Raw genomic sequence first — 19,168 nt, 5'->3', positions numbered from 1 at the left:
AAACGACGGACCATCATATGATGACATGATGGTCCGTCGTTTTTATTTTTGTTCGATATCCAGTATCTTCTGTGCTGTTTCGTCATCTGTTACCAGTACATCCACAGCCCCGCCGAGGAGTGCCGAATGGATGCTCAGGGTCTTGTTGTCACCTGTAGCGATGGCAATGGTCGTGCCGATGGCTTTTAGCGACTCGAGGTCGACCCCGATGATGCTGTCGTTCAGCGGATGGGTTAGAGGTACGCCATCAATATCGAAGAAAAAGGAGTTGATGTCCCCGATAGCGCTCGATTCTCTCAGTGACTCCACATCTTCATTGGAGAGGTAGCCGATCTCTTCCATGGTGGAATGGACAACGGGGTTGCCGATGCCCACAATGGCCATATCGACCGCATTTCCTTCCTGAAGGACCCCGTTGATATCTTCTGATTCCAGCAGCCTATTCTTTGTATCGATATTCTTTAGCATGGCGGGTGCATACAGATAGCTGCAATGTGTATGCAGTTTCTGTGCCAGTTTAAGCGTCAGCATGTTGGAATGCAGATCAAGTTCGCTGCGACCCATGCCACCGATAAGCGGTACGACCTTTACATTCTCATTCTTCTCAAATGGATAGGCATCGACAAAGCTTGAAACGGATTTCCCCCAGCTGATGCCAAGAGATCCGATATTGCCTATCTTCTTGGATACATAGGAAGCCGCTGCCTGTCCTAGAAGATCCAGCAGTACACCAGACCCATAGCCGGATTTTGATACGACAATGGCTTCCTTTATTCCGTACTTTTTTTCTATATGCAGTTCGAGATCCACTGTATGGGCACTCTCATCCTTGATAAAGATTTCGACAATCTTTTCCTCCTTTGCTTTTGACAGCATTTTGGAGACGATCGGTCTGGATACGCCGATCCTTTTGGCAATCTGAGCCTGTGTCATTCCATCGAAGTAGTAGAGTTTGCATACTTTAACAATCAATTTTTTATCGTCTACAATGGCTCTCATAAACTCATCCTCTCATGGGTAAATTATACCACCTCAAATGCAGAATGCCATCCTGTTATAAGGATGGCATTCTCATTACAGGATCAGTTCAATCGGGTTCTCCGTCAACTTTTTAACCGTGTCGCAGAACGCTGCAGCAGGGGCGCCATTGATTACTCTATGATCAAATGAAAGGCTGAGTGTTGCGATTTTCCTGTTATGGAGCACACCATCCCTAAGCGTCGGCTGCTCGGTCGTGGCACCGATGCCGAGTATGGCAGCCTGCGGTTTATTGATTATCGGGGTGAAACTGGTGATGCTATACATGCCGAGATTCGATATGGTGAATGTGCCGCCGGTCATATCCTCCTGCGACAGCTTGCGGCTGCGTGTATCCTCAATCAGGCGTCTGCTTTCCTTGCTGATGCCAAACAGACCCATCTTCTCGGTATTTTTGACAACAGGCACAAACAGTTCCTTTTCAACAGCGACAGCCAATGAAATGTTCCTTTCCTCATGATAGCTGATTTCATTGTCTTTGAAAGTGATGTTGACGTCCGGGTGCAGAACCAATGCTTTTGATGCAATGAGAATGAATAGATCATTGAAAGAAACCTTTACATCTTTGTACTTCTCATTCAGATCCTTTCTCAATTCAATCAATGGTTCCATTTCCACTTCGAAATTCAACGTGACGTGTGGAATGGTCGCACTGCTGTCAGCCATCCGATCTGCTGTCACTTTTCGTGAACCTCTCAGCTTCTCGGTTTGGACTGTTGCCGCCTGACTTGCCGTAACTTCTGTTACAGGTGCATCTACACTCTCAGCCTGTTTCGCTGGAGTTTTAGACTGTGCAGAGAGATGATTGACGACATCAGCTTTGTGGATGCGTCCATTCCTTCCGCTGCCTGTAATCTGCTTGATATCAACGTCATTAGTTCTGGCGTGTGCCCGCGCGGCTGGTGTCGCGCGCACCTTGCCGATCATCGATTCCCTTTTCCCGGAAAGCTCTGATTTCGATTCACTGTCCTTGGCGTGACCTTCCGGTTGTTCGCTCTGTGAAGGTGCCTCTTCTGGACCATTATCAGAATCGGCGCCGCTGCTCTCACCCGGTGCCTCATCAGGGACGGATTCTCCCGCCTCACCGATGAATCCGATGACGTGATTTACCGGAACGACGTCATCCGTTTCAAAATATTTTTTCAATAGTATGCCGTCATTATAGGACTCGACTTCAATATTGATCTTATCGGTCATGATTTCTAAGATAGGTTCACCGACTTCCACCGTGTCTCCTTCTTCTTTAAACCACTCGATGACGGTACCTTCAGCCATCGTACTGCTCAACTTGGGCATGAAAATCTCATTTGCCATCTCTATTCCTCCTCGGACTGGTAGTTCACCATTTCGCCGACATTTGCGATGATTTCCTCAACCGACGGAATGGCTGCTTTTTCAAGAGTAGGGTTGTAGGGGACGGGTACAAAGGCTGCGCCAAGACGTCTGATCGGGTGGTCCAAGTAATCAAATGCCTCGCTTTCAGCGACGATGGATGTAATCTCTCCGCCGATGCCTCCGAACTTGACTGCCTCATGCACGACGAGCAGACGACCTGTCTTCTTGACCGATTCGACGACAGTCTCCACATCGAATGGTACAAGTGTTCTTGGATCGACGACTTCTGCTTCAATACCTTTTTCTGCAAGTTTCCCAGCTGCCTCGAGCGCCCTATGGACCATAACACCTGTCGCTACGATTGTCGCATCTGTGCCTTCCCGTTTGATATCCGCTTTACCAAGCGGAATGCTGTACTGCTCTTCGGGCACGTCTTCCGACGTTTTATAGAGTAGCTTATGTTCATAGAAGATGACCGGATTGTCATCGTCCATTGCCGCTTTCAGCAACCCTTTGGCATCACTTGCCGACGATGGCTGGACAACTTTGAGTCCGGGAATATGCGCCACCCATGCCTCGAGACTCTGCGAGTGCTGGGCTGCAGCGCCTGTACCTGAGCCGGATGGTGTCCGGACGACGATAGGAATGGTGCCTTTACCGCCATACATGTATCTGATTTTGGCTGCCTGGTTGGCCAGGTTGTCCATCGCAATGGTGATGAAGTCCGAAAACTGCAGCTCCAGTATCGGACGCATGCCTGTCAGCGCGGAACCGATGGCGGCACCTGAAATCGCCGCTTCTGAAATCGGGGTATTCCGGATGCGCTCCGGACCGAATTCCTCGATCATTCCGCGCGATACGCCGAACGCACCGCCATATACACCAATGTCCTCCCCGAGCATGTAGACATCTTCGTTCTGCCTCATTTCCTGGGAGAGTGCTTCTCTTACCGCTTCCAAATAAGTTATTTCCCTCATTATCATATCCTCCTATTCAGCATAGACATCTTCGAGTAGTGTTGACACATCCGGTTCCGGGCTGTTGAGGGCGAATTCCACACTGTCCTCTATTTTCTGGACCGCTTCCTTTTTGATTCGTTCGGCATCTTCTTCAGTAAAGATGCCTTGTTCTATCAAATTATCGCGCATTCTTTTGATTGGATCTTTGGACCGCCATTCCTGTTCCTCGTCGCGAGTTCTGTACTTCTTGGCGTCACTCTTGGAATGCCCCTTCCAACGGTATGTCTTGCATTCGATGATGCTTGGACCGTTACCATTTCTGGCATGGTCGGCTGCTTCTTCCATCGCATTCATTACATCGAAAATGTTATTGCCGTCGACGACTGTTCCAGGAATACCGTAGGAAACCGCACGATCTGCGATATTTTTGATGTTGGTCATATCGTTCACCGAGCCCGACATGCCGTATTGGTTGTTCTCGCATACGAAGACGACGGGAAGCTGCCATACGGAGGCAAGATTGATCGCTTCATGGAAGCTGCCTTCATTGGAAGCACCATCTCCGAAGAAGCAGGCGACAACGTATCCCTCATTGCGCATTTTTGAAGTCAGTGCAGCACCTGTCGCAATCGCAAAGCCGCCACCGACAATGCCGTTGGCACCGAGGTTGCCCTTTTCAAGATCCGCGATATGCATCGATCCGCCTTTGCCTTTGCAGTAGCCGGTTGTCCTGCCGAATAGTTCCGCCATCATATTGTTGACGTCTGCACCTTTGGCAATACAGTGCCCGTGCCCCCTATGGGTGCTCGTGATCTTATCGGAATCATCCAGCAGTGCACACACTCCTGCTGCTGACGCTTCCTGGCCGACAGCCAGGTGCGTGGTACCATGGATTTTTCCTTTTGCGAAGAACTCATCCACTTTCTCATCAAATAGTCTTATCAGCCACATCTGCTCGTAAAGCTCGATCAGTTTCTCATTGGATACTTTTTCAGGAACCTGAAAATTCATAATATGCCTCCCTTTACATCTGTTCTTAAATAGAACATTTGATAGTAATGTAATACATTTAGTGAAATTATGCAATAGGATCACTCTATTTTGAACATTTTAATTTTTCTAAAAATTATATTGACAAGAATGAAAGTAAGCGCTATCATTTTTACAAAAGTTACTTTAACTTACAAGTGTAAATAAGGAGGTGGAGAAAAATGGACTTTGACTCGTATTTTGATGAAGCATTTATCTGTTTCATTAAGGAGCAGAAAAGCAAAGAGGAAGCACTGGAAGTCATGTTCAATAATCTGTATGAGAAAGGGGTTGTAAAAGAAAGCTACTTCAAAGCTTTGCTGGATAGAGAAGTGCAGTACGCCACCGGATTGCAGACATCATCCCGCGGCGTAGCGATTCCGCATACCGATTATGAGCATGTCAATGAAGAAAAAATAAGTATCGGCGTATTGGAGAAGTCAGTCGTGTTTGAGCATATGGGCATGCCCGAGGTCTCAGTGGATGTAGAAGTGATATTCATGCTGGCAATAAAGAAACCCGAAAATCAGATTGGTGTTCTTCAAATCATTATGGACTTGATCCAGAAAGAAGAATTGCTGGATTCAATAAAGGGTGCCGGAAGCAAGGAAGCAGTGATAGATATTATCAGAGAGTACAGTACTCAAAAAATGACCAATGGAGAGTGAGTCAATGCAGACTTTACAAAACAGTGTAGATTTTATTCTTGGACTTGGCCCTTCGGTTATGCTGCCTATCGTGATGTTGATTTTCGGGTTATTACTTAGACAAGGGTTTAATAAATCATTCCGTGCTGCAATAACGATAGGAATTGGTTTTGTTGGAGTTAATCTAGTGATCGGGCTGCTTTCTGAAGCGCTCGGACCAGCTGCATCAGCGATGGTCGAAAGGTTTGGTCTGAATTTGCGCATATTGGATGTGGGTTGGCCAGTCGGTGCGGCCATCTCCTTTGGGACATCACTTGCACCATTGATGATTCCGCTCATCATCATTTTCAATGTTATTCTGGTTGCAATTAATTTCACTAAAACAGTGAACGTTGACATTTGGAATTTCTGGCATTTGATTTTCTCGACTTCAATCGCGTATATTGCTACAGATAATGCAATTCTGGCAATAGCGATCGGTCTTATCATTACAGCTATCACTCTGAAACTCGCCGATTGGACAGCGCCTGCAGTGGAACATCACTTTGGACTGAAAGGTGTTTCACTCGCACACTCGGAAACAGTAAACTTTGCACCAATCACCTATGCTTTAAATAAAGTCGAGGATAAGATTCCTGGTTTCAACAAATGGAATGCCGACCCCGAAACGTTGAGTAGAAAATTTGGTGTTTTCGGTGAACCTTTAGTAATGGGTCTGGTTCTTGGGATGCTGATCGGTGTGCTTGGAAACTATGATCTTCAAGGTGTGCTGACATTAGGTATACAAATGGCCGCAGTACTCGTGCTATTACCAAGAATGGTGGCTTTGCTGATGGAAGGCCTTATCCCCATCTCAGAAGGGGCAAGGGACTATATTACGAAGAGGTTCCCGGGAAAAGAAGTCTACATTGGGCTGGATGCAGCGATTGTCATTGGTAACCCGGCAAATATGGCGGTTGCGCTTATCATGGTACCTATTACCATACTTCTGGCGATCATTCTGCCATGGAATGAAATGCTACCTTTTGCTGACCTTGCAGTACTCCCATTCACTGTAATTTGGGCTGTTGCGGCTTCCAGAGGCAATATCATAAGAGGGATTGTCAATGCCACAGTGGTCATGATGATTGTATTCTTCATTGCAACAAACATCGCCGAACTGACCACAACTATGGGACGCACAGTAGGGTTTGATATACCGGATGGCGCAACCCTCATTTCAGGTATTGACGTAGGTTCCCATATTCTGGTGTTTATTTTTATAAACCTTCTCGATCCGAGCAATCCACTCTTCATTACTGCAATTATCTTCGCGGTCATCTATTCCCTGCTCTGGTTCTGGGTCAGAAAGGATATCAGGAAGCAATTTGCTGAGGAGATTGCCTTAGCCGAATCACAAAAACAAAACACTTGATCAAGTAGAAATCAGCTAATAAAACAAGATGTAAAAATCATATCCTGAAGGAGAATAATAATGAAAAGAATATTGGTCGCATGTGGAACAGCCATCGCAACATCTACTGTAGTCGCCAAGAAGATAGAGGAAGTATTTAAAAACAAAGGACATGATGTACAAGTTGATCAGTGCAAAGCATCGGAAGCACCTTCCAAGGCTGCAAACTTCGATCTGATCGTGGCTACGACGCCGGTCGGAAATGTCGGAGACACGCCTGTCATACAATCCATATCGTTTCTTACTGGTATCGGCATGGAAGAAGATATCAAGAAAATATTTAATGAGCTGAATCTCGAATATTAACCAAAGGAAGGAGCAGATGAGCATGTCATGTAGATATTCACTGTCGAACTTTTTCTTTACCATTCTGGTGCCGATACTGCTTATGGCGGGCGTATTGGTGTGGGGCATCTTTGATATCTACAGAAACGGGTCAGCGCCATTAAATAACCTAGTGCTCGTTGCAATGCCATTTATGCTATTCATGTCCATTGTAGGTATCAACAACCCTGCTAGAGTGAACGTCAATGAAGAAGGTATGACCTTATCATTGGGTTTGATCAAACACAGCTATAAATGGAGTCATGTGAAGAGTGTCAAAGTTAAAGACTACGCCTATATCGGAAAATTCTATTTTTCCATTGACAGTTCCAATCACTTTTTTGGAGGAAGATACTGGATTTCAGGAAGCATATCAGATTCCCAGGATTTGAAGACGATGTTGATTGGGCTTGCTGATGCGGAACGAAATCAGGATGTGGAGTGTGGGTCATGAAAAAGAATGTTTACTACGGGAAAGATGATTTTCGGATTGAAAGTCTAGAAAATGTAGAGATCGGGGATACTGAGCTTTTGCTCAAGATGATGTGCTGTGGTGTATGTGGTACAGACGTTCATAAAGCAATCGAGCAGACTGTTCCTACACCTACAGTTTTGGGGCATGAAGTATCAGGAATTATAGAAAAGACAGGTAAGGATGTTAAGGACTTTAAAGCAGGGGACAGAGTCTTCGTGGCACATCATGTGCCTTGCTACAGCTGCGATCAGTGTAGAAAAGGCAACTACTCCTTATGTCCACAGTTTAAGGCAACCAACTTGAATCCAGGTGGATTTTCAGATTATATCGTTGTTTCCGATAAGCATATACACAGTACTATGGGCAAACTTCCCGATAACGTCAGCTACGAAGAAGGTGCGCTGGTAGAACCTGTGGCGTGCTGTCTGCACGGATTCAGTAAAGTGGATCTCGAGCCTGGCGATAATGTTCTTATCATGGGTGCAGGACAGATCGGCATCATTCAATCTCAAATAGCCAGGCATAAGCTGGCAAATCAGATCATAGTCAGTGATGTCAATGACTTTCGGCTGGAGAAAGCATTGGCGTTCGGTGCCACCAATATAATTAATCCATCCAAACAGGATATCCATGCGGAACTGCTTGCGATGACGGACGGTCAGGGAATCGACCTGATCATCATATCTGCAGGCATAGGCAGGCTGCTCAATGATGCGATGAATCTGATTAGACGAGGTGGGCAGATTCTGGTGTTCGCCCCTTTCAAAAAAGATGACGTACATATTCCCGCCTACAGATTCTTTGAAGATGAAATCAAAGTTGTTGGTGCCTATTCCTCGACCCCGCTCGATTATGAGCCGGCTTTAATAATGATAAAAAATAAGGTGATTGATGCACAGGCAATGATTACGCACAAGTTTCCACTGGAAGAGCTGGAATCCGCCATCCATAGTGCCCATGATCCAAGCGGACAATCTCTGAAGGTGGTCATAACCGAGCGTTGAAGGAGGTTCATATTTTGGAAGCACACAGTTCAACAATTAAAAGCGTACTTCTGTTGAGTACAAACAATGATTTGGGTAGAGTGTTTCTTGACCATTACAGTCAGCAGGATTTGATCCTATACCACCTCTATGCAGATGGTCTTTCAGGGAAAGTTGAGCTGAGAAGGGTCACCACTGGTGATGCGGAACCACTTTTCAGCATATCCCTGGATGAATATAAGCATCTCTATAAAAGCAGCATCCTGCTCGATTACGTTAAAGATGTGGATCTGATTCTAAATGCCAATAACTTTAAGTTGAATAAGGATATTCAAAATACATCACTGGCTGACTGGCAGCAAAATACAATCATCAACCTGACGATCCCCTATATGGTGGTAAAAAAGTTGTATAGGACTTTAGGGAAAAGTGAAACCAAGTGCATAGTAAATGTCTCGGCAGTAGATGCAGTGAAAGGGGACCAGGGTGACGCAAGCTACTGTGCTGCGAGCTCAGCACTCGAGTCGATGAGTACAGCTCTGTATAAAGAACTGTCACCAAACGGCTTTAGGGTCAATTGTCTGCGTTTTGATTTCGAGCGTGCTAATACTTCCAGTATCAGTACGCTGATCAGTACTACAACGTTCTTATCGTCTCCTTTATCAAAACACATCAATGGACAGATTATTAATGTCGATGACACGATAATCATCGCATAGAAAGGAGAATACTATGCAGGGAAAAACTGAGAATATTGTTGTGATTGGTGGAGTTTCGGGTATAGGGCGAGATTTTGTAGTCGACCGTCTAAGCAAAGGAGATCGTGTGGTCGCTACCGATGTGAATTCAAAAGCTGGAATGGAAATGATAGATGATTTAAGCAATTCTAACCTTCACTATATTCATCACGACGTCACTTCAGAAGAAATGACAAAAAGAGTTTTTCAAGAAATCACGCACCATTTCGGAAATATCGATGTTCTTATCTGTTCAGCCGGTATAACAATGAAAAAGAATTGGGATGATCTGGACCTTGACCAGTGGGAGAAGACGATGGACATCAATCTAATGGGGCTGTTCAACAGTGTAAAAGCAGCGATTCCGCTTCTTTTGAAAAATGCCAAAAGCAAAGTAGTTATTGTAGGTTCCGGATCCTCCTTCACAGGATCTGGCGGGGGCGTCCATTATGCGACCTCAAAAGGAGGCGCCATAGGACTGATGCGAGCGGTGGCACAGGCGTACAGTGACAGGGGCATTCACATAAATCTGATTGCGCCCCGGGTCATTGAAACACCGATGATTGAAACACTCTATCCCACTGAGGAAAGTAGAAAAGAGTTGCTCCGTTCCATACCATTGGGGCGGATGGGAACTTTGGAAGATACAACGGAAGCAATAAACTTTTTATGCTCTGACGCTTCAGATTATATACAAGGACAAGTACTGTTTCTGGATGGCGGAAGAACACATTTAAAAAGTAGGGAGATATTACAATGAATACGATTTTGGTAGCGACAAGTACATCTGAAAATAAGATGAATACAGTGGCCGATAAGATTAGAAACTACTGTCAGGCAGAAAATATAGAAGCAGAGGTCATAGCGTCCAATGTCTATAAAGCTGACCTCGAAGAAATTTCACCTGCGGTTATCGTACTGCTCGGACAAAACGTGCTTGAAACCGATATACCCATAGTGGATGGGGTGCCCTTTATGACTACGATTGGAGAGAATGAAGCATTTCAACAGATTCAATCGCATCTGCACACTTGAGAAGCGTCTTAAGTATATGAAAAGGTGGCGTCTTGCAAATAGGATGATTGCCCATTTATCTTTAAAATTACTGCTGAAAGAAGAGGTGTGCTAACTCTTTTCCAGCAGTTTTTTAATTGTTTTAGTAATTTTCAGAAATCTATTGACAAGTAGTTGAAAGCGCTTTATTATTTACATAAGTTCTATACAAGAACGAATGTAAAGGAGGCGGTCGGGATGCAAACATGGATCTTCATCGGTGCGGTTTTTGTAGCACTATGGGTGATGCAATTTGTAATGACACATTTCCAGATGAAGAACTACTACAGCACCATCAGTGAGATGAGTCGAAGAGGTTCAGGATATCTAGGTGTTGGTGTCAGTAAGAAACGGTTTGGTAAAGGTGTTGTTACCGTGCTTGTAAGTGATGAGCACGACATTGTAGTGGATGCCAAGAAAATGAGTGGTGTAACGGTATTCTCAAGATTTGAGCAATACTCCGAAGTAATCGGCGAGAATCTTTCTTCGTTACTTGCTTTTAATACAGACCCTCAAACTCAGCAAGCACTGTCCAAGGCAGTTGAAAAAATAGAAGTAGAGAAAAAATGACAGGAAGTAGGTTATGACCATGGATTTTATTGTAAGAATTGCTGAAGGTTTCATCGGCATGTTCGAAGCTGGCGGAGAAACGTTCATGGGTATGGTTACCGGAATCATCCCGCTTTTAATCGTTCTGATTACTGCGGTGAACGCTGTAGTCAAATTCGTTGGAGAAGAACGGGTCGCACTATTTGCCCAAAAACTTACGAAATATTTTATTTTCAGATATACGCTTTTTCCATTGCTCGCAGTATTCTTTCTGACAAATCCGATGGCCTATACGTTCGGGCGATTCCTGCCTGAAAAGCAGAAGCCGGCATACTACGATTCAGCGGTATCCTTCGTTCATCCAATTACTGGACTGTTTCCACACGCGAACCCGGCCGAGCTCTTTGTATACCTCGGTATCTCTGCTGGTTTGACGACACTGGGTCTGTCGCTTGGACCGCTCGCCATCATGTACTTCGTAACTGGACTGATCGTCATCCTGATCAGAGGTGTCGTTACAGAGATGATTACAGTAAGAATGATGAAAAAACAAGGATATTTAGACGAAGAATAGGGGGTCTACCATATGTATAGAACAGTCAGAATTTCAAAAGGATCAGGAGGCTGGGGAGGTCCCCTCACCATTACGCCAAGTGACGATAAACCTTACGTTGCATCAGTGACTGGCGGCGGCATTCATCCTTTGGCACAACATATTGCCGATGAGACGGGGGCAACTGCCGTCGACGCTTTCAGCACAAAAGTAGATTACGATGAAATGGCGTGTGTTGTCATCGACTGTGGTGGTACAGCTCGGTGCGGCATATATCCGAAAAATGATGTCATGACAATTAATATACATGGCACAGGACCTTCAGGCCCACTTATGCAGTTTATCAAAGAACATAATTTTGTCTCGGGTGTCAAAAACCATAACATTGAAGTGCTGGACGGTGAGTCCCGTGCAGAAGAAAAGCTGCCGGATGCACCCATTGCTGGCAAGAAGACCGCGCAGGAACTTAAGACAGAAGCCAGACAGAAGGTCGCGCAAAATTATAAAGAACCGAAAAAAGCAAACTTCATTGAAAAAATTGGCCGTGTCATGGGAGGCGTAGTCAGCGTCTTCTATCAAGCTGGACGTGAAACAATCGATCAGGTCATTAAAAACATCCTGCCATTCATGGCTTTCGTTTCTATGCTGATTGGTATCATCACTTTCACAGGCATTGGTGATGTCATCGCCAACCTTGTTACACCACTTGCAGGTAACATAGGCGGGCTACTGATTCTCTCAATTATCATTTCTCTGCCGGTCTTGTCCCCTGTACTTGGTCCTGGAGCCGTTATTGCGCAAGTGGTCGGCGTACTGATCGGTGTTGAGATCGGCAAAGGCAACATCCCTCCAGAGATGGCTCTCCCGGCACTGTTTGCCATCAACCCACAAGTCGGTGCGGATTTCGTTCCGGTCGGATTGACGCTTGGTGAAGCAGAGCCTGAAACAATCGAAGTCGGTGTGCCGGCAGTCTTATTCTCGCGGGTCATTACCGGTCCCGTCGCCGTACTGATTGCATTTGCACTGAGTTTTACAATCTATTAGGAATCAAGGAGTGTCGAATTTCATGGAAAAACTAAGATCAACAATCGTCGAACTCGGAAAAGAGTGGGAGATGATGAAGGAAGGCGACATGCTTATCCTTTTTAATGAAACTGCACCACAGGAATTGAAAGATATTGCGGTCATCCATGACGGTTCAGGCGTCGCTGAACCAGTGGCTGCCGGAGATTATATGCGTTTGGGTGATACATCATTCGAAATCCTCTTTGTAGGAGATGTAGCTAACGAAACTTTGCGAGATCTTGGACATGCGACCTTCAATTTTAATGGAGAAAGCCATTCTGATCTGCCAGGTACGGTCTGTCTTGAAAAGAAAGAGATTCCTGAACTTCAGGAAGGCCAGGAAATTGTCATCAAAAACAGTTAATCAAGGAGGATATCATGTTAGGAGTAAATAGAGAGCTAAAGAAGCTGCAAGAGAGTGGCAAGTATATTGGAGTCGGTCTGGTCGGGGCAGGTCAGATGGGAAGAGGGATGATTTCTCAGATTGCCTCGATGCAGGGTATGAAAGTCGTCGCGACGGCAGATATCAATCTTGAGAGTATTACATCGGCCTATAAGCATGCCGGCATTGAGGCCTCTGACATTGTTGCAGCTGAGAACAAGGAAGAAGCTGACCAGGCCATTTCCGAGGGTAAAAGCGTCGCATTGACAGATGCCAGTCTCATGAGTGGGTTGGATGGCGTAGAGGTAGTGGTAGATGCGACAGGTGTGCCTGAAGTAGGTGCATCGGTTGCCATCAGTGCAATTGAAAATAAAAAACATATCGTCATGCTGAATGTGGAAGCGGACATTACCATCGGCTACTACCTCTATCAGCTGGCCGAGGAGAATGGGGTCATCTATACCGGTTCTGCAGGAGACGAGCCGGGTGCCATCATGGAACTCTACGATTTCGCAGATGCACTCGGGTTTGATGTTGTTGCTCTAGGAAAAGGTAAAAACAATCCTTTGAATCTCGCAGCCAATCCGGACAGCGTCAAAGAAGTGGCGAAAGAGAAGGGGTCGAGCCCCAAGATGATCGCCTCATTTCAGGATGGTACGAAAACGATGGTCGAAATGAATGCGGTGGCCAATGCTACCGGATATGTCCCGGATATTCCTGGAATGCACGGCTTCTCCGGTGGGGTGAAGGATCTGCCTGAAATCTTCAAGCTGGAAGCAGAGGGTGGCAAAGTACAGAACAAGTACATTGTTGAGTATATCAATGGTGTGGCGCCGGGTGTCTTCATCATCATTGCCTCCGACAAGGAGGAAGTGAATGCGGAGCTCAAGTACTTGAGCATGGGACCTGGACCGAACTACGTCCTCTATCGACCGTATCACCTGACGAGCCTCGAGACGCCGCTGTCGATTGCGAAGGCATATTTGAGTGGTACGCCGACCATCGCCCCTTATAAAGGCATGGTTGCTGAAACTGTGACAGTTGCCAAGACCGATCTTAAAAAAGGGGATCACCTCGATAGCATCGGCGGATATACTGTCTATGGCCAGGTCTACAAGTATGAAGAAGCCAAGGCGCAGGACGCATTGCCGATTGGACTTGTAAACAGCAATCTGGTGCTGCAGAGGGACATTTCAAAAGGTGAGATCATCACCTATGCAGACGTAGAGGGCGGCGAATCTTCCCTCATCTGGGAACTGAGAAGGAAGCAGGATGAATTATTGAAAAAATAGATATGACCGACTACACTGGACAGGGCTGCCTCAGGCAGCCCTGTTTTCTTTGCTGTCTGCGGAATAGAAGCTATAACTATATATTTTCTTCCAGAAAATATATAATAGTAATAATTATATTTATGGAGGCCTGTTGATGGCAAAAGCGAAAAATATTTTCGAATGTCTATCATGCGGTTACGAGTCACCCAAATGGATGGGCAAGTGTCCGAACTGTGGCGCTTGGAACAGCATGGAAGAAAAGATAATTCATAAAGAGACCAAGGTCAAAGGGACACTTGGCAAGGTAGATAATGGCAAGAAAAATAAGAGTGAAAAACTGAGCAGGGTCAAGCAGGAAAATACACCGAGAACGAAGACACGCATACAGGAATTCGACAGGGTGCTCGGAGGCGGTATCGTTCCTGGCTCGCTCATACTTATTGGTGGTGACCCGGGTATCGGGAAATCGACGATACTGTTGCAGACGGCACTGATTCTGGCAGAGAATGCCAAAGTGCTGTATGTTTCCGGTGAAGAATCTGTGGAGCAGATCAAGCTCAGAGCAGACCGTCTCGAAGAGTCCAGCGAGGAACTGAATGTGCTGGCCGAGACCAACCTGTTCTATATCCATGATGAAGTGAAGCGGCTCGAACCTGATTTTCTCATCATCGATTCCATCCAGACCGTCTTCCATCCGGATGTCACAAGTGCACCCGGCAGCGTCGCGCAGGTGAGGGAAAGTACACAGAGCATCATGAACATCGCCAAAGGACAGCAGATTGCGACCTTCATCGTCGGACATGTCACGAAGGAAGGGCAGATTGCCGGGCCACGGCTGCTCGAACATATGGTGGATACGGTACTTTATTTTGAAGGTGAGCAGCATCATACCCACAGATTACTCCGGGCGGTAAAGAACCGCTTCGGCTCGACGAATGAAATGGGAATATTCGAGATGAAGAATACAGGGCTCAAGGAAGTGCTGAACCCGTCCGAAATCTTCCTTGAGGAACGCTCGAAGAACAGTCCGGGGTCTGCGATCGTCGCTACGATGGAAGGGACACGGCCCATGCTTGTGGAAGTCCAGTCCCTTGTAACACCGACGCACTTCCACAATCCGAGGAGGATGGCTACAGGCATCGACCATAACCGCCTGTCACTGCTCATGGCGGTGCTCGAGAAGAGTGAAGGCCTGCTCATGCAGCAGCATGATGCCTATGTGAAAGTTGCAGGCGGTGTGAGGCTGGATGAACCTGCTGTCGATCTGAGCGTCATTGTCAGCATCGCTTCAAGTTTTAAATCCGCATCGGTCAGAGGTACCGACTGCTTCATTGGAGAAGTGGGGCTGACGGGGGAAGTCCGCCGGGTCACAAGGATTGAACAGCGTGTACAGGAAGCGGCGAAACTCGGATTCAAAAGGGCATTCATACCGGCATCGAACAATGCGAAGATGGAACCGGTCGATGGCATGGAAGTGGTTGGGGTGAAAACGCTCAGCCAGGCGCTGAAAGTAGCATTCAGCAAAGATTAGGAGGTGACAGGATGCTTCGATACTTATTATATGCATGTTATCTGCTTCTTGGGCTGTCCGGGGGCATCTGGCTGCTGCCTGGAATATATCAGGTCATGCCTTTTGATCCGCCGGCCTGGCTCAACAACAATATCATCAATGCGGTACTCGGCATCGTGCTTATATACATTTTATTCTTCTGGACAATCCAATACGTTGAACGCTGGATAAAGAGCAGCGAACGGCTGCTGCTGAACAGAAGCCTGCTTGAAATATCTCTGGCGACACTCGGTATGATCATCGGCCTATTGATTGCTGTTTTGATCTCTTTGATAATAAATACTATTGCGTTACCGATAATCGGTGATATCATACCATTCATGCTTGCTGTAGTGCTCGGCTATCTCGGTTTTCAGATCGGCATCAGCAAACTTGGAGAGATTGTGGATCTTCTTCCTGTACGCAATAAGGGCAGGGAAGTGTCCGGAGCTGGCGAAGCTTCGCCGAAGTTTCTCGACACAAGTGCAATTATAGATGGTAGAATTGTTGACATAATGAAGACAGGATTTATTGAAGGGCAGCTTGTCATTCCTCAATTTGTACTGGATGAGCTGCAGCTCATTGCAGATTCGACCGATCCGATAAAAAGGGATAAAGGTCAAAGGGGTCTGGATATGCTGAGCCAGCTGCAGGAGGTCAGTGACAAGACCGAAATCTGGGAGATCGAATATGATAAACTGGATGTGGATCATCAACTGATCGACCTGGCAAAAAAAGAAAACGGCGATATCATCACTACAGATTTCAATCTCAATCGTGTCTGTCAGCTTCACCAGATAAAAGTCCTCAATGTAAACGAGCTCTCCGATGCCATCAAACTGGTCGTCCTCCAGGGTGACAGAATCACCATTCTTGTTTCCAAAGTGGGTAAGGAAGAGGGCCAGGGCGTTGGCTATCTGGAAGATGGTACGATGGTTGTGGTGGATAATGGCAGAAAGTATATCAATCAGACAATTAAAGTGGAAGTGACAAGTGTGCTCCAGACAAACTCTGGAAGAATAATTTTCTCGAAGAAAGTGAGTTAGATATGGGATATGTAGCGGTTATACCAGCAGCAGGCCTTGGCAAAAGAATGGGTTATGACTATAACAAGATCTTCATACAGATCAACGATATCGCAATTATACAGATGACAGTCAGGCAGTTTGAAAACGATGGCAGCTGTGATGCGATATATCTTGCTGCCCGTAAGGATGAACTTGAAAGCATGAGGCATCTGTTCGCGGATTCTCCTAAAGTCAAAGGCATATATGAAGGTGGGAAGGAGCGTCAGGACAGCATCTATAACGTTCTTAAACAGATACCACCCTGCGACCATGTACTGATTCACGATGGAGCCCGACCGTTCGTCTCCCAGGATATTCTTTTTGAACTGTATCAGAATGTAAGGCATAAAGGTGCTGTCATCTGTGGCGTCAATGTCATAGATACGATCAAGAAAGTGGAGGATGGCAAAGTATCGGAGACGATTCCCCGGGAAAAGCTGTTTGTTGTGCACACCCCTCAGGCCTTCTCCTATGATCTGATCATGCAGGCCTATGAAGCGGCTGAAAGAAATGACCTGAAAGTGACGGACGATTCCAGCATGGTGGAGGCACTCGGCAAAGAAGTTCACGTGGTATCTTCCAATTACGATAATATAAAAATCACTACGATGGAAGACCTCATCATGGCTGAATCCATCATCAAGAGAGGGGCAGATCAGCATGTTTAGGGTCGGACATGGTTTTGATGTGCATGCATTTGAAGAGGGTCGTCCACTGATCATCGGAGGCCTCGAGATTCCTCATGATCGGGGACTCAAAGGCCATTCGGATGCGGATGTCCTTCTCCATACGATGGCTGATGCCATTCTCGGCGCATTGGCGCTTGGTGACATTGGAAAATTCTTTCCAGACACTGATGCAGCCTTCAAGGATATGGATTCCAAATTGCTGCTCGGGGAAGTGGTGGCAATGATGCACGAAAAAGGATATAGACTTGGGAATATCGATGCTGTCATCATGGCGGAACGCCCCAAATTCAGATCATATATCGATGAGATGCGCGACATTGCGGCATCCCTTTTGAAGACGGATGTTTCAAATGTTAATATTAAGGCAACAACGACTGAAAAGCTTGGGTTCACCGGGAGAGGCGAAGGCATCGCTTCCGAAGCGGTGGTTCTAATTGAAAAAGTGGAGGAATCATAATGGATAAAGTAAGAGTAAGATATGCACCAAGTCCGACCGGCTACCTGCATATCGGCAATGCGAGATCCGCATTGTTCAACTATCTTTTTGCCCGTCGCTATGATGGGGATTTCATCATCCGCATCGAGGATACGGATAGTGCAAGAAACGTGGAAACAGGCGAGGAGTCGCAGCTTCACTACTTGAAGTGGCTTGGTCTCGAATGGGATGAAAGTGTGGATAAGGACGGCGGCTATGGTCCATACCGCCAGTCCGAGCGCCAGCATATCTATCAGCCTGTAATCGACAGGCTGCTTGAAGAAGGCAAGGCGTACCGCTGCTACATGACATCCGAGGAGCTTGAAGCGGAGCGGGAAGCACAGACAGCCCGTGGAGAAGCTCCGAAGTACAGTGGTCAGCATGCGAATCTGACAGGAGAAGAAGAGCAGGCCTTCATCGACGAAGGCCGCGAACCGAGTATACGTTTCCGTGTGCCCAAGGACGCCACCTACACATTCAATGATATTGTGAAAGGTGAAGTATCTTTCGAATCCAATGGCATTGGAGACTGGGTCATCGTCAAAAGAGACGGCGTGCCGACCTATAACTTTGCAGTGGCAATCGATGATCATGAGATGGAGATCTCCCACGTCCTGCGTGGTGACGATCATATTTCCAATACACCGAAACAACAGATGATCTATGAAGCGATGGGCTGGGAAGAGCCGAAGTTCGGTCATATGACCCTCATCGTCAACGAGAGCAAGAAAAAGTTATCAAAGCGTGATGGCGCAATCATACAGTTCATTGAACAGTATAAGGATCTCGGATACTTGCCGGAAGCTTTGTTCAACTTCATAGCATTGCTCGGGTGGACACCTGAAGGGGAAGAAGAGATTTTCTCGAAACAGGAGTTCATTGATTTGTTCGACGAGCAGAGACTTTCAAAGTCACCGGCTTTCTTTGATAAGCAGAAACTGACATGGATCAATAATCAGTATATGAAAGAGAAAGACGCGGAGACGGTATTCCAGATGGCTCTGCCGCACCTTGTAAAAGAAGGGCTTGTCGAAGAGAACGCTTCAGATGAAGAATTGGACTGGGCGCGCAAGCTTGTTGCACTGTACCAGGAGCAGATGAGCTTTGCTGGAGAAATCACTACGCTCTCCGAACAGTTCTTCAAAGAAGAAATAGAATTTGATGAAGCAGCAAATGCAGTGATTGCCGAAGAGCATATTCCTGAACTGATGGCTGCACTGTCCGATCGCTTTGCTGCGCTTGAAGACTTCTCCCCGGCTGCGGTCAAGTCAGCGATCAAGGATGTGCAGAAGTCGACAGGCTATAAAGGTAAAAAGCTTTTCATGCCGATACGTGTTGCAGTCACAGGACAGACGCGAGGCCCTGAATTGCCGGATACGATTTCATTGATCGGTAAAGAAAAAGCGCTCAGACGCATTGAGAAATTGAAATAAGCGGACAAACAAGTTGCAGCCTGCAGCATAATCCATTATGATTATTAGCACAGAGAACCCAGTACGATCTTTATGGCGGAAACCAGAGATTATCCGGCA

The 19,168-nt window shown here is 46.3% G+C and carries 22 protein-coding genes; 18 read left to right on the top strand and 4 right to left on the bottom strand.

From position 1 onward, the window contains the following. Window positions 1–42: 42 nt before the first annotated feature. The 4 genes from GQ671_RS09420 to GQ671_RS09405 all read right to left on the bottom strand — a co-directional run bounded on the left by GQ671_RS09420 (window position 43) and on the right by GQ671_RS09405 (window position 4,343). Complete coding sequence (locus GQ671_RS09420; protein WP_160656119.1) at window positions 43–999, bottom strand: sugar-binding transcriptional regulator; 957 nt, start codon at window positions 997–999, stop codon at window positions 43–45. A 75-nt stretch (window positions 1,000–1,074) separates the two neighbouring features. Continuing rightward, the gene (locus tag GQ671_RS09415) at window positions 1,075–2,352 is read right to left on the bottom strand and encodes a dihydrolipoamide acetyltransferase family protein (RefSeq protein ID WP_160656116.1); all 1,278 of its coding nucleotides are present in this window, start codon (window positions 2,350–2,352) and stop codon (window positions 1,075–1,077) included. Window positions 2,353–2,354: 2 nt separating this feature from the next. Then, complete coding sequence (locus tag GQ671_RS09410; RefSeq protein ID WP_160656114.1) at window positions 2,355–3,350, bottom strand: alpha-ketoacid dehydrogenase subunit beta; 996 nt, start codon at window positions 3,348–3,350, stop codon at window positions 2,355–2,357. 12 nt (window positions 3,351–3,362) lie between these two features. Next, window positions 3,363–4,343: a thiamine pyrophosphate-dependent dehydrogenase E1 component subunit alpha gene (locus tag GQ671_RS09405; RefSeq protein ID WP_160656111.1), complete on the bottom strand. Its 981-nt coding sequence runs from the start codon at window positions 4,341–4,343 to the stop codon at window positions 3,363–3,365. 200 nt (window positions 4,344–4,543) lie between these two features. On the opposite strand from GQ671_RS09405, the gene GQ671_RS09400 reads away from it, so the two are divergent. The 18 genes from GQ671_RS09400 to gltX all read left to right on the top strand — a co-directional run bounded on the left by GQ671_RS09400 (window position 4,544) and on the right by gltX (window position 19,069). Continuing rightward, window positions 4,544–5,029, top strand: a complete 486-nt coding sequence (locus GQ671_RS09400; protein ID WP_160656108.1) for a PTS sugar transporter subunit IIA — start codon at window positions 4,544–4,546, stop codon at window positions 5,027–5,029. After that, entirely contained in the window at window positions 5,019–6,422 is a 1,404-nt protein-coding gene (locus GQ671_RS09395; RefSeq protein WP_322789470.1) for a PTS galactitol transporter subunit IIC, read from the top strand. The genes GQ671_RS09400 and GQ671_RS09395 overlap by 11 nt, the downstream gene beginning before the upstream one ends. A 60-nt stretch (window positions 6,423–6,482) precedes the next feature. After that, a complete protein-coding gene (locus GQ671_RS09390) occupies window positions 6,483–6,767 on the top strand; it encodes a PTS sugar transporter subunit IIB (RefSeq protein ID WP_160656103.1) in 285 nt (94 codons plus the stop codon). A 22-nt stretch (window positions 6,768–6,789) separates the two neighbouring features. After that, window positions 6,790–7,239, top strand: a complete 450-nt coding sequence (locus GQ671_RS09385; RefSeq protein WP_160656100.1) for a hypothetical protein — start codon at window positions 6,790–6,792, stop codon at window positions 7,237–7,239. Continuing rightward, window positions 7,236–8,264 carry an alcohol dehydrogenase catalytic domain-containing protein gene (locus tag GQ671_RS09380; protein WP_160656097.1) on the top strand — a complete coding sequence of 343 codons (1,029 nt, stop codon included), beginning with the start codon at window positions 7,236–7,238 and terminating at the stop codon, window positions 8,262–8,264. The genes GQ671_RS09385 and GQ671_RS09380 overlap by 4 nt, the downstream gene beginning before the upstream one ends. A 14-nt stretch (window positions 8,265–8,278) precedes the next feature. Continuing rightward, window positions 8,279–8,962, top strand: coding sequence for an SDR family oxidoreductase (locus GQ671_RS09375; RefSeq protein ID WP_160656094.1), 684 nt, complete (start codon window positions 8,279–8,281; stop codon window positions 8,960–8,962). A gap of 13 nt (window positions 8,963–8,975) precedes the next feature. Then, on the top strand, window positions 8,976–9,740 hold the full coding sequence (locus tag GQ671_RS09370) for an SDR family NAD(P)-dependent oxidoreductase (RefSeq protein ID WP_160656091.1): 765 nt from the start codon (window positions 8,976–8,978) through the stop codon (window positions 9,738–9,740). Then, on the top strand, window positions 9,737–10,015 hold the full coding sequence (locus tag GQ671_RS09365) for a PTS sugar transporter subunit IIB (RefSeq protein WP_160656088.1): 279 nt from the start codon (window positions 9,737–9,739) through the stop codon (window positions 10,013–10,015). The genes GQ671_RS09370 and GQ671_RS09365 overlap by 4 nt, the downstream gene beginning before the upstream one ends. Before the next feature lie 216 nt (window positions 10,016–10,231). Next, complete coding sequence (locus tag GQ671_RS09360; RefSeq protein WP_160656085.1) at window positions 10,232–10,603, top strand: transcriptional regulator GutM; 372 nt, start codon at window positions 10,232–10,234, stop codon at window positions 10,601–10,603. A 19-nt stretch (window positions 10,604–10,622) separates the two neighbouring features. Next, window positions 10,623–11,156, top strand: coding sequence for a PTS glucitol/sorbitol transporter subunit IIC (gene srlA / locus GQ671_RS09355; RefSeq protein WP_160656383.1), 534 nt, complete (start codon window positions 10,623–10,625; stop codon window positions 11,154–11,156). A 12-nt stretch (window positions 11,157–11,168) separates the two neighbouring features. Then, the gene (gene srlE / locus GQ671_RS09350) at window positions 11,169–12,179 is read left to right on the top strand and encodes a PTS glucitol/sorbitol transporter subunit IIB (protein ID WP_160656082.1); all 1,011 of its coding nucleotides are present in this window, start codon (window positions 11,169–11,171) and stop codon (window positions 12,177–12,179) included. 22 nt (window positions 12,180–12,201) lie between these two features. After that, window positions 12,202–12,564: a PTS glucitol/sorbitol transporter subunit IIA gene (locus tag GQ671_RS09345; protein WP_160656079.1), complete on the top strand. Its 363-nt coding sequence runs from the start codon at window positions 12,202–12,204 to the stop codon at window positions 12,562–12,564. A 14-nt stretch (window positions 12,565–12,578) separates the two neighbouring features. Then, window positions 12,579–13,874: an NAD(P)H-dependent oxidoreductase gene (locus GQ671_RS09340; RefSeq protein WP_160656076.1), complete on the top strand. Its 1,296-nt coding sequence runs from the start codon at window positions 12,579–12,581 to the stop codon at window positions 13,872–13,874. Between the two features lie 136 nt (window positions 13,875–14,010). Continuing rightward, window positions 14,011–15,387 (top strand): DNA repair protein RadA, encoded by a 1,377-nt coding sequence (radA, locus tag GQ671_RS09335; protein ID WP_160656073.1) that lies wholly within the window; start codon window positions 14,011–14,013, stop codon window positions 15,385–15,387. A gap of 11 nt (window positions 15,388–15,398) precedes the next feature. Continuing rightward, a complete protein-coding gene (locus tag GQ671_RS09330) occupies window positions 15,399–16,451 on the top strand; it encodes a PIN/TRAM domain-containing protein (protein WP_160656071.1) in 1,053 nt (350 codons plus the stop codon). A gap of 2 nt (window positions 16,452–16,453) precedes the next feature. Further along, a complete protein-coding gene (gene ispD, locus GQ671_RS09325) occupies window positions 16,454–17,140 on the top strand; it encodes a 2-C-methyl-D-erythritol 4-phosphate cytidylyltransferase (RefSeq protein WP_160656068.1) in 687 nt (228 codons plus the stop codon). After that, complete coding sequence (ispF, locus tag GQ671_RS09320; RefSeq protein ID WP_160656065.1) at window positions 17,133–17,618, top strand: 2-C-methyl-D-erythritol 2,4-cyclodiphosphate synthase; 486 nt, start codon at window positions 17,133–17,135, stop codon at window positions 17,616–17,618. Before ispD ends, ispF begins: the two co-directional genes overlap by 8 nt. Then, on the top strand, window positions 17,615–19,069 hold the full coding sequence (gene gltX / locus GQ671_RS09315; RefSeq protein ID WP_322789475.1) for a glutamate--tRNA ligase: 1,455 nt from the start codon (window positions 17,615–17,617) through the stop codon (window positions 19,067–19,069). The genes ispF and gltX overlap by 4 nt, the downstream gene beginning before the upstream one ends. Window positions 19,070–19,168 lie beyond the last annotated feature (99 nt).

This window comes from Salinicoccus hispanicus (assembly GCF_009831115.1).
GTDB lineage: Bacteria > Bacillota > Bacilli > Staphylococcales > Salinicoccaceae > Salinicoccus > Salinicoccus hispanicus.
Note: the sequence above shows the minus strand (reverse complement) of the source record. Positions and strands in the feature narration are given on the sequence as shown.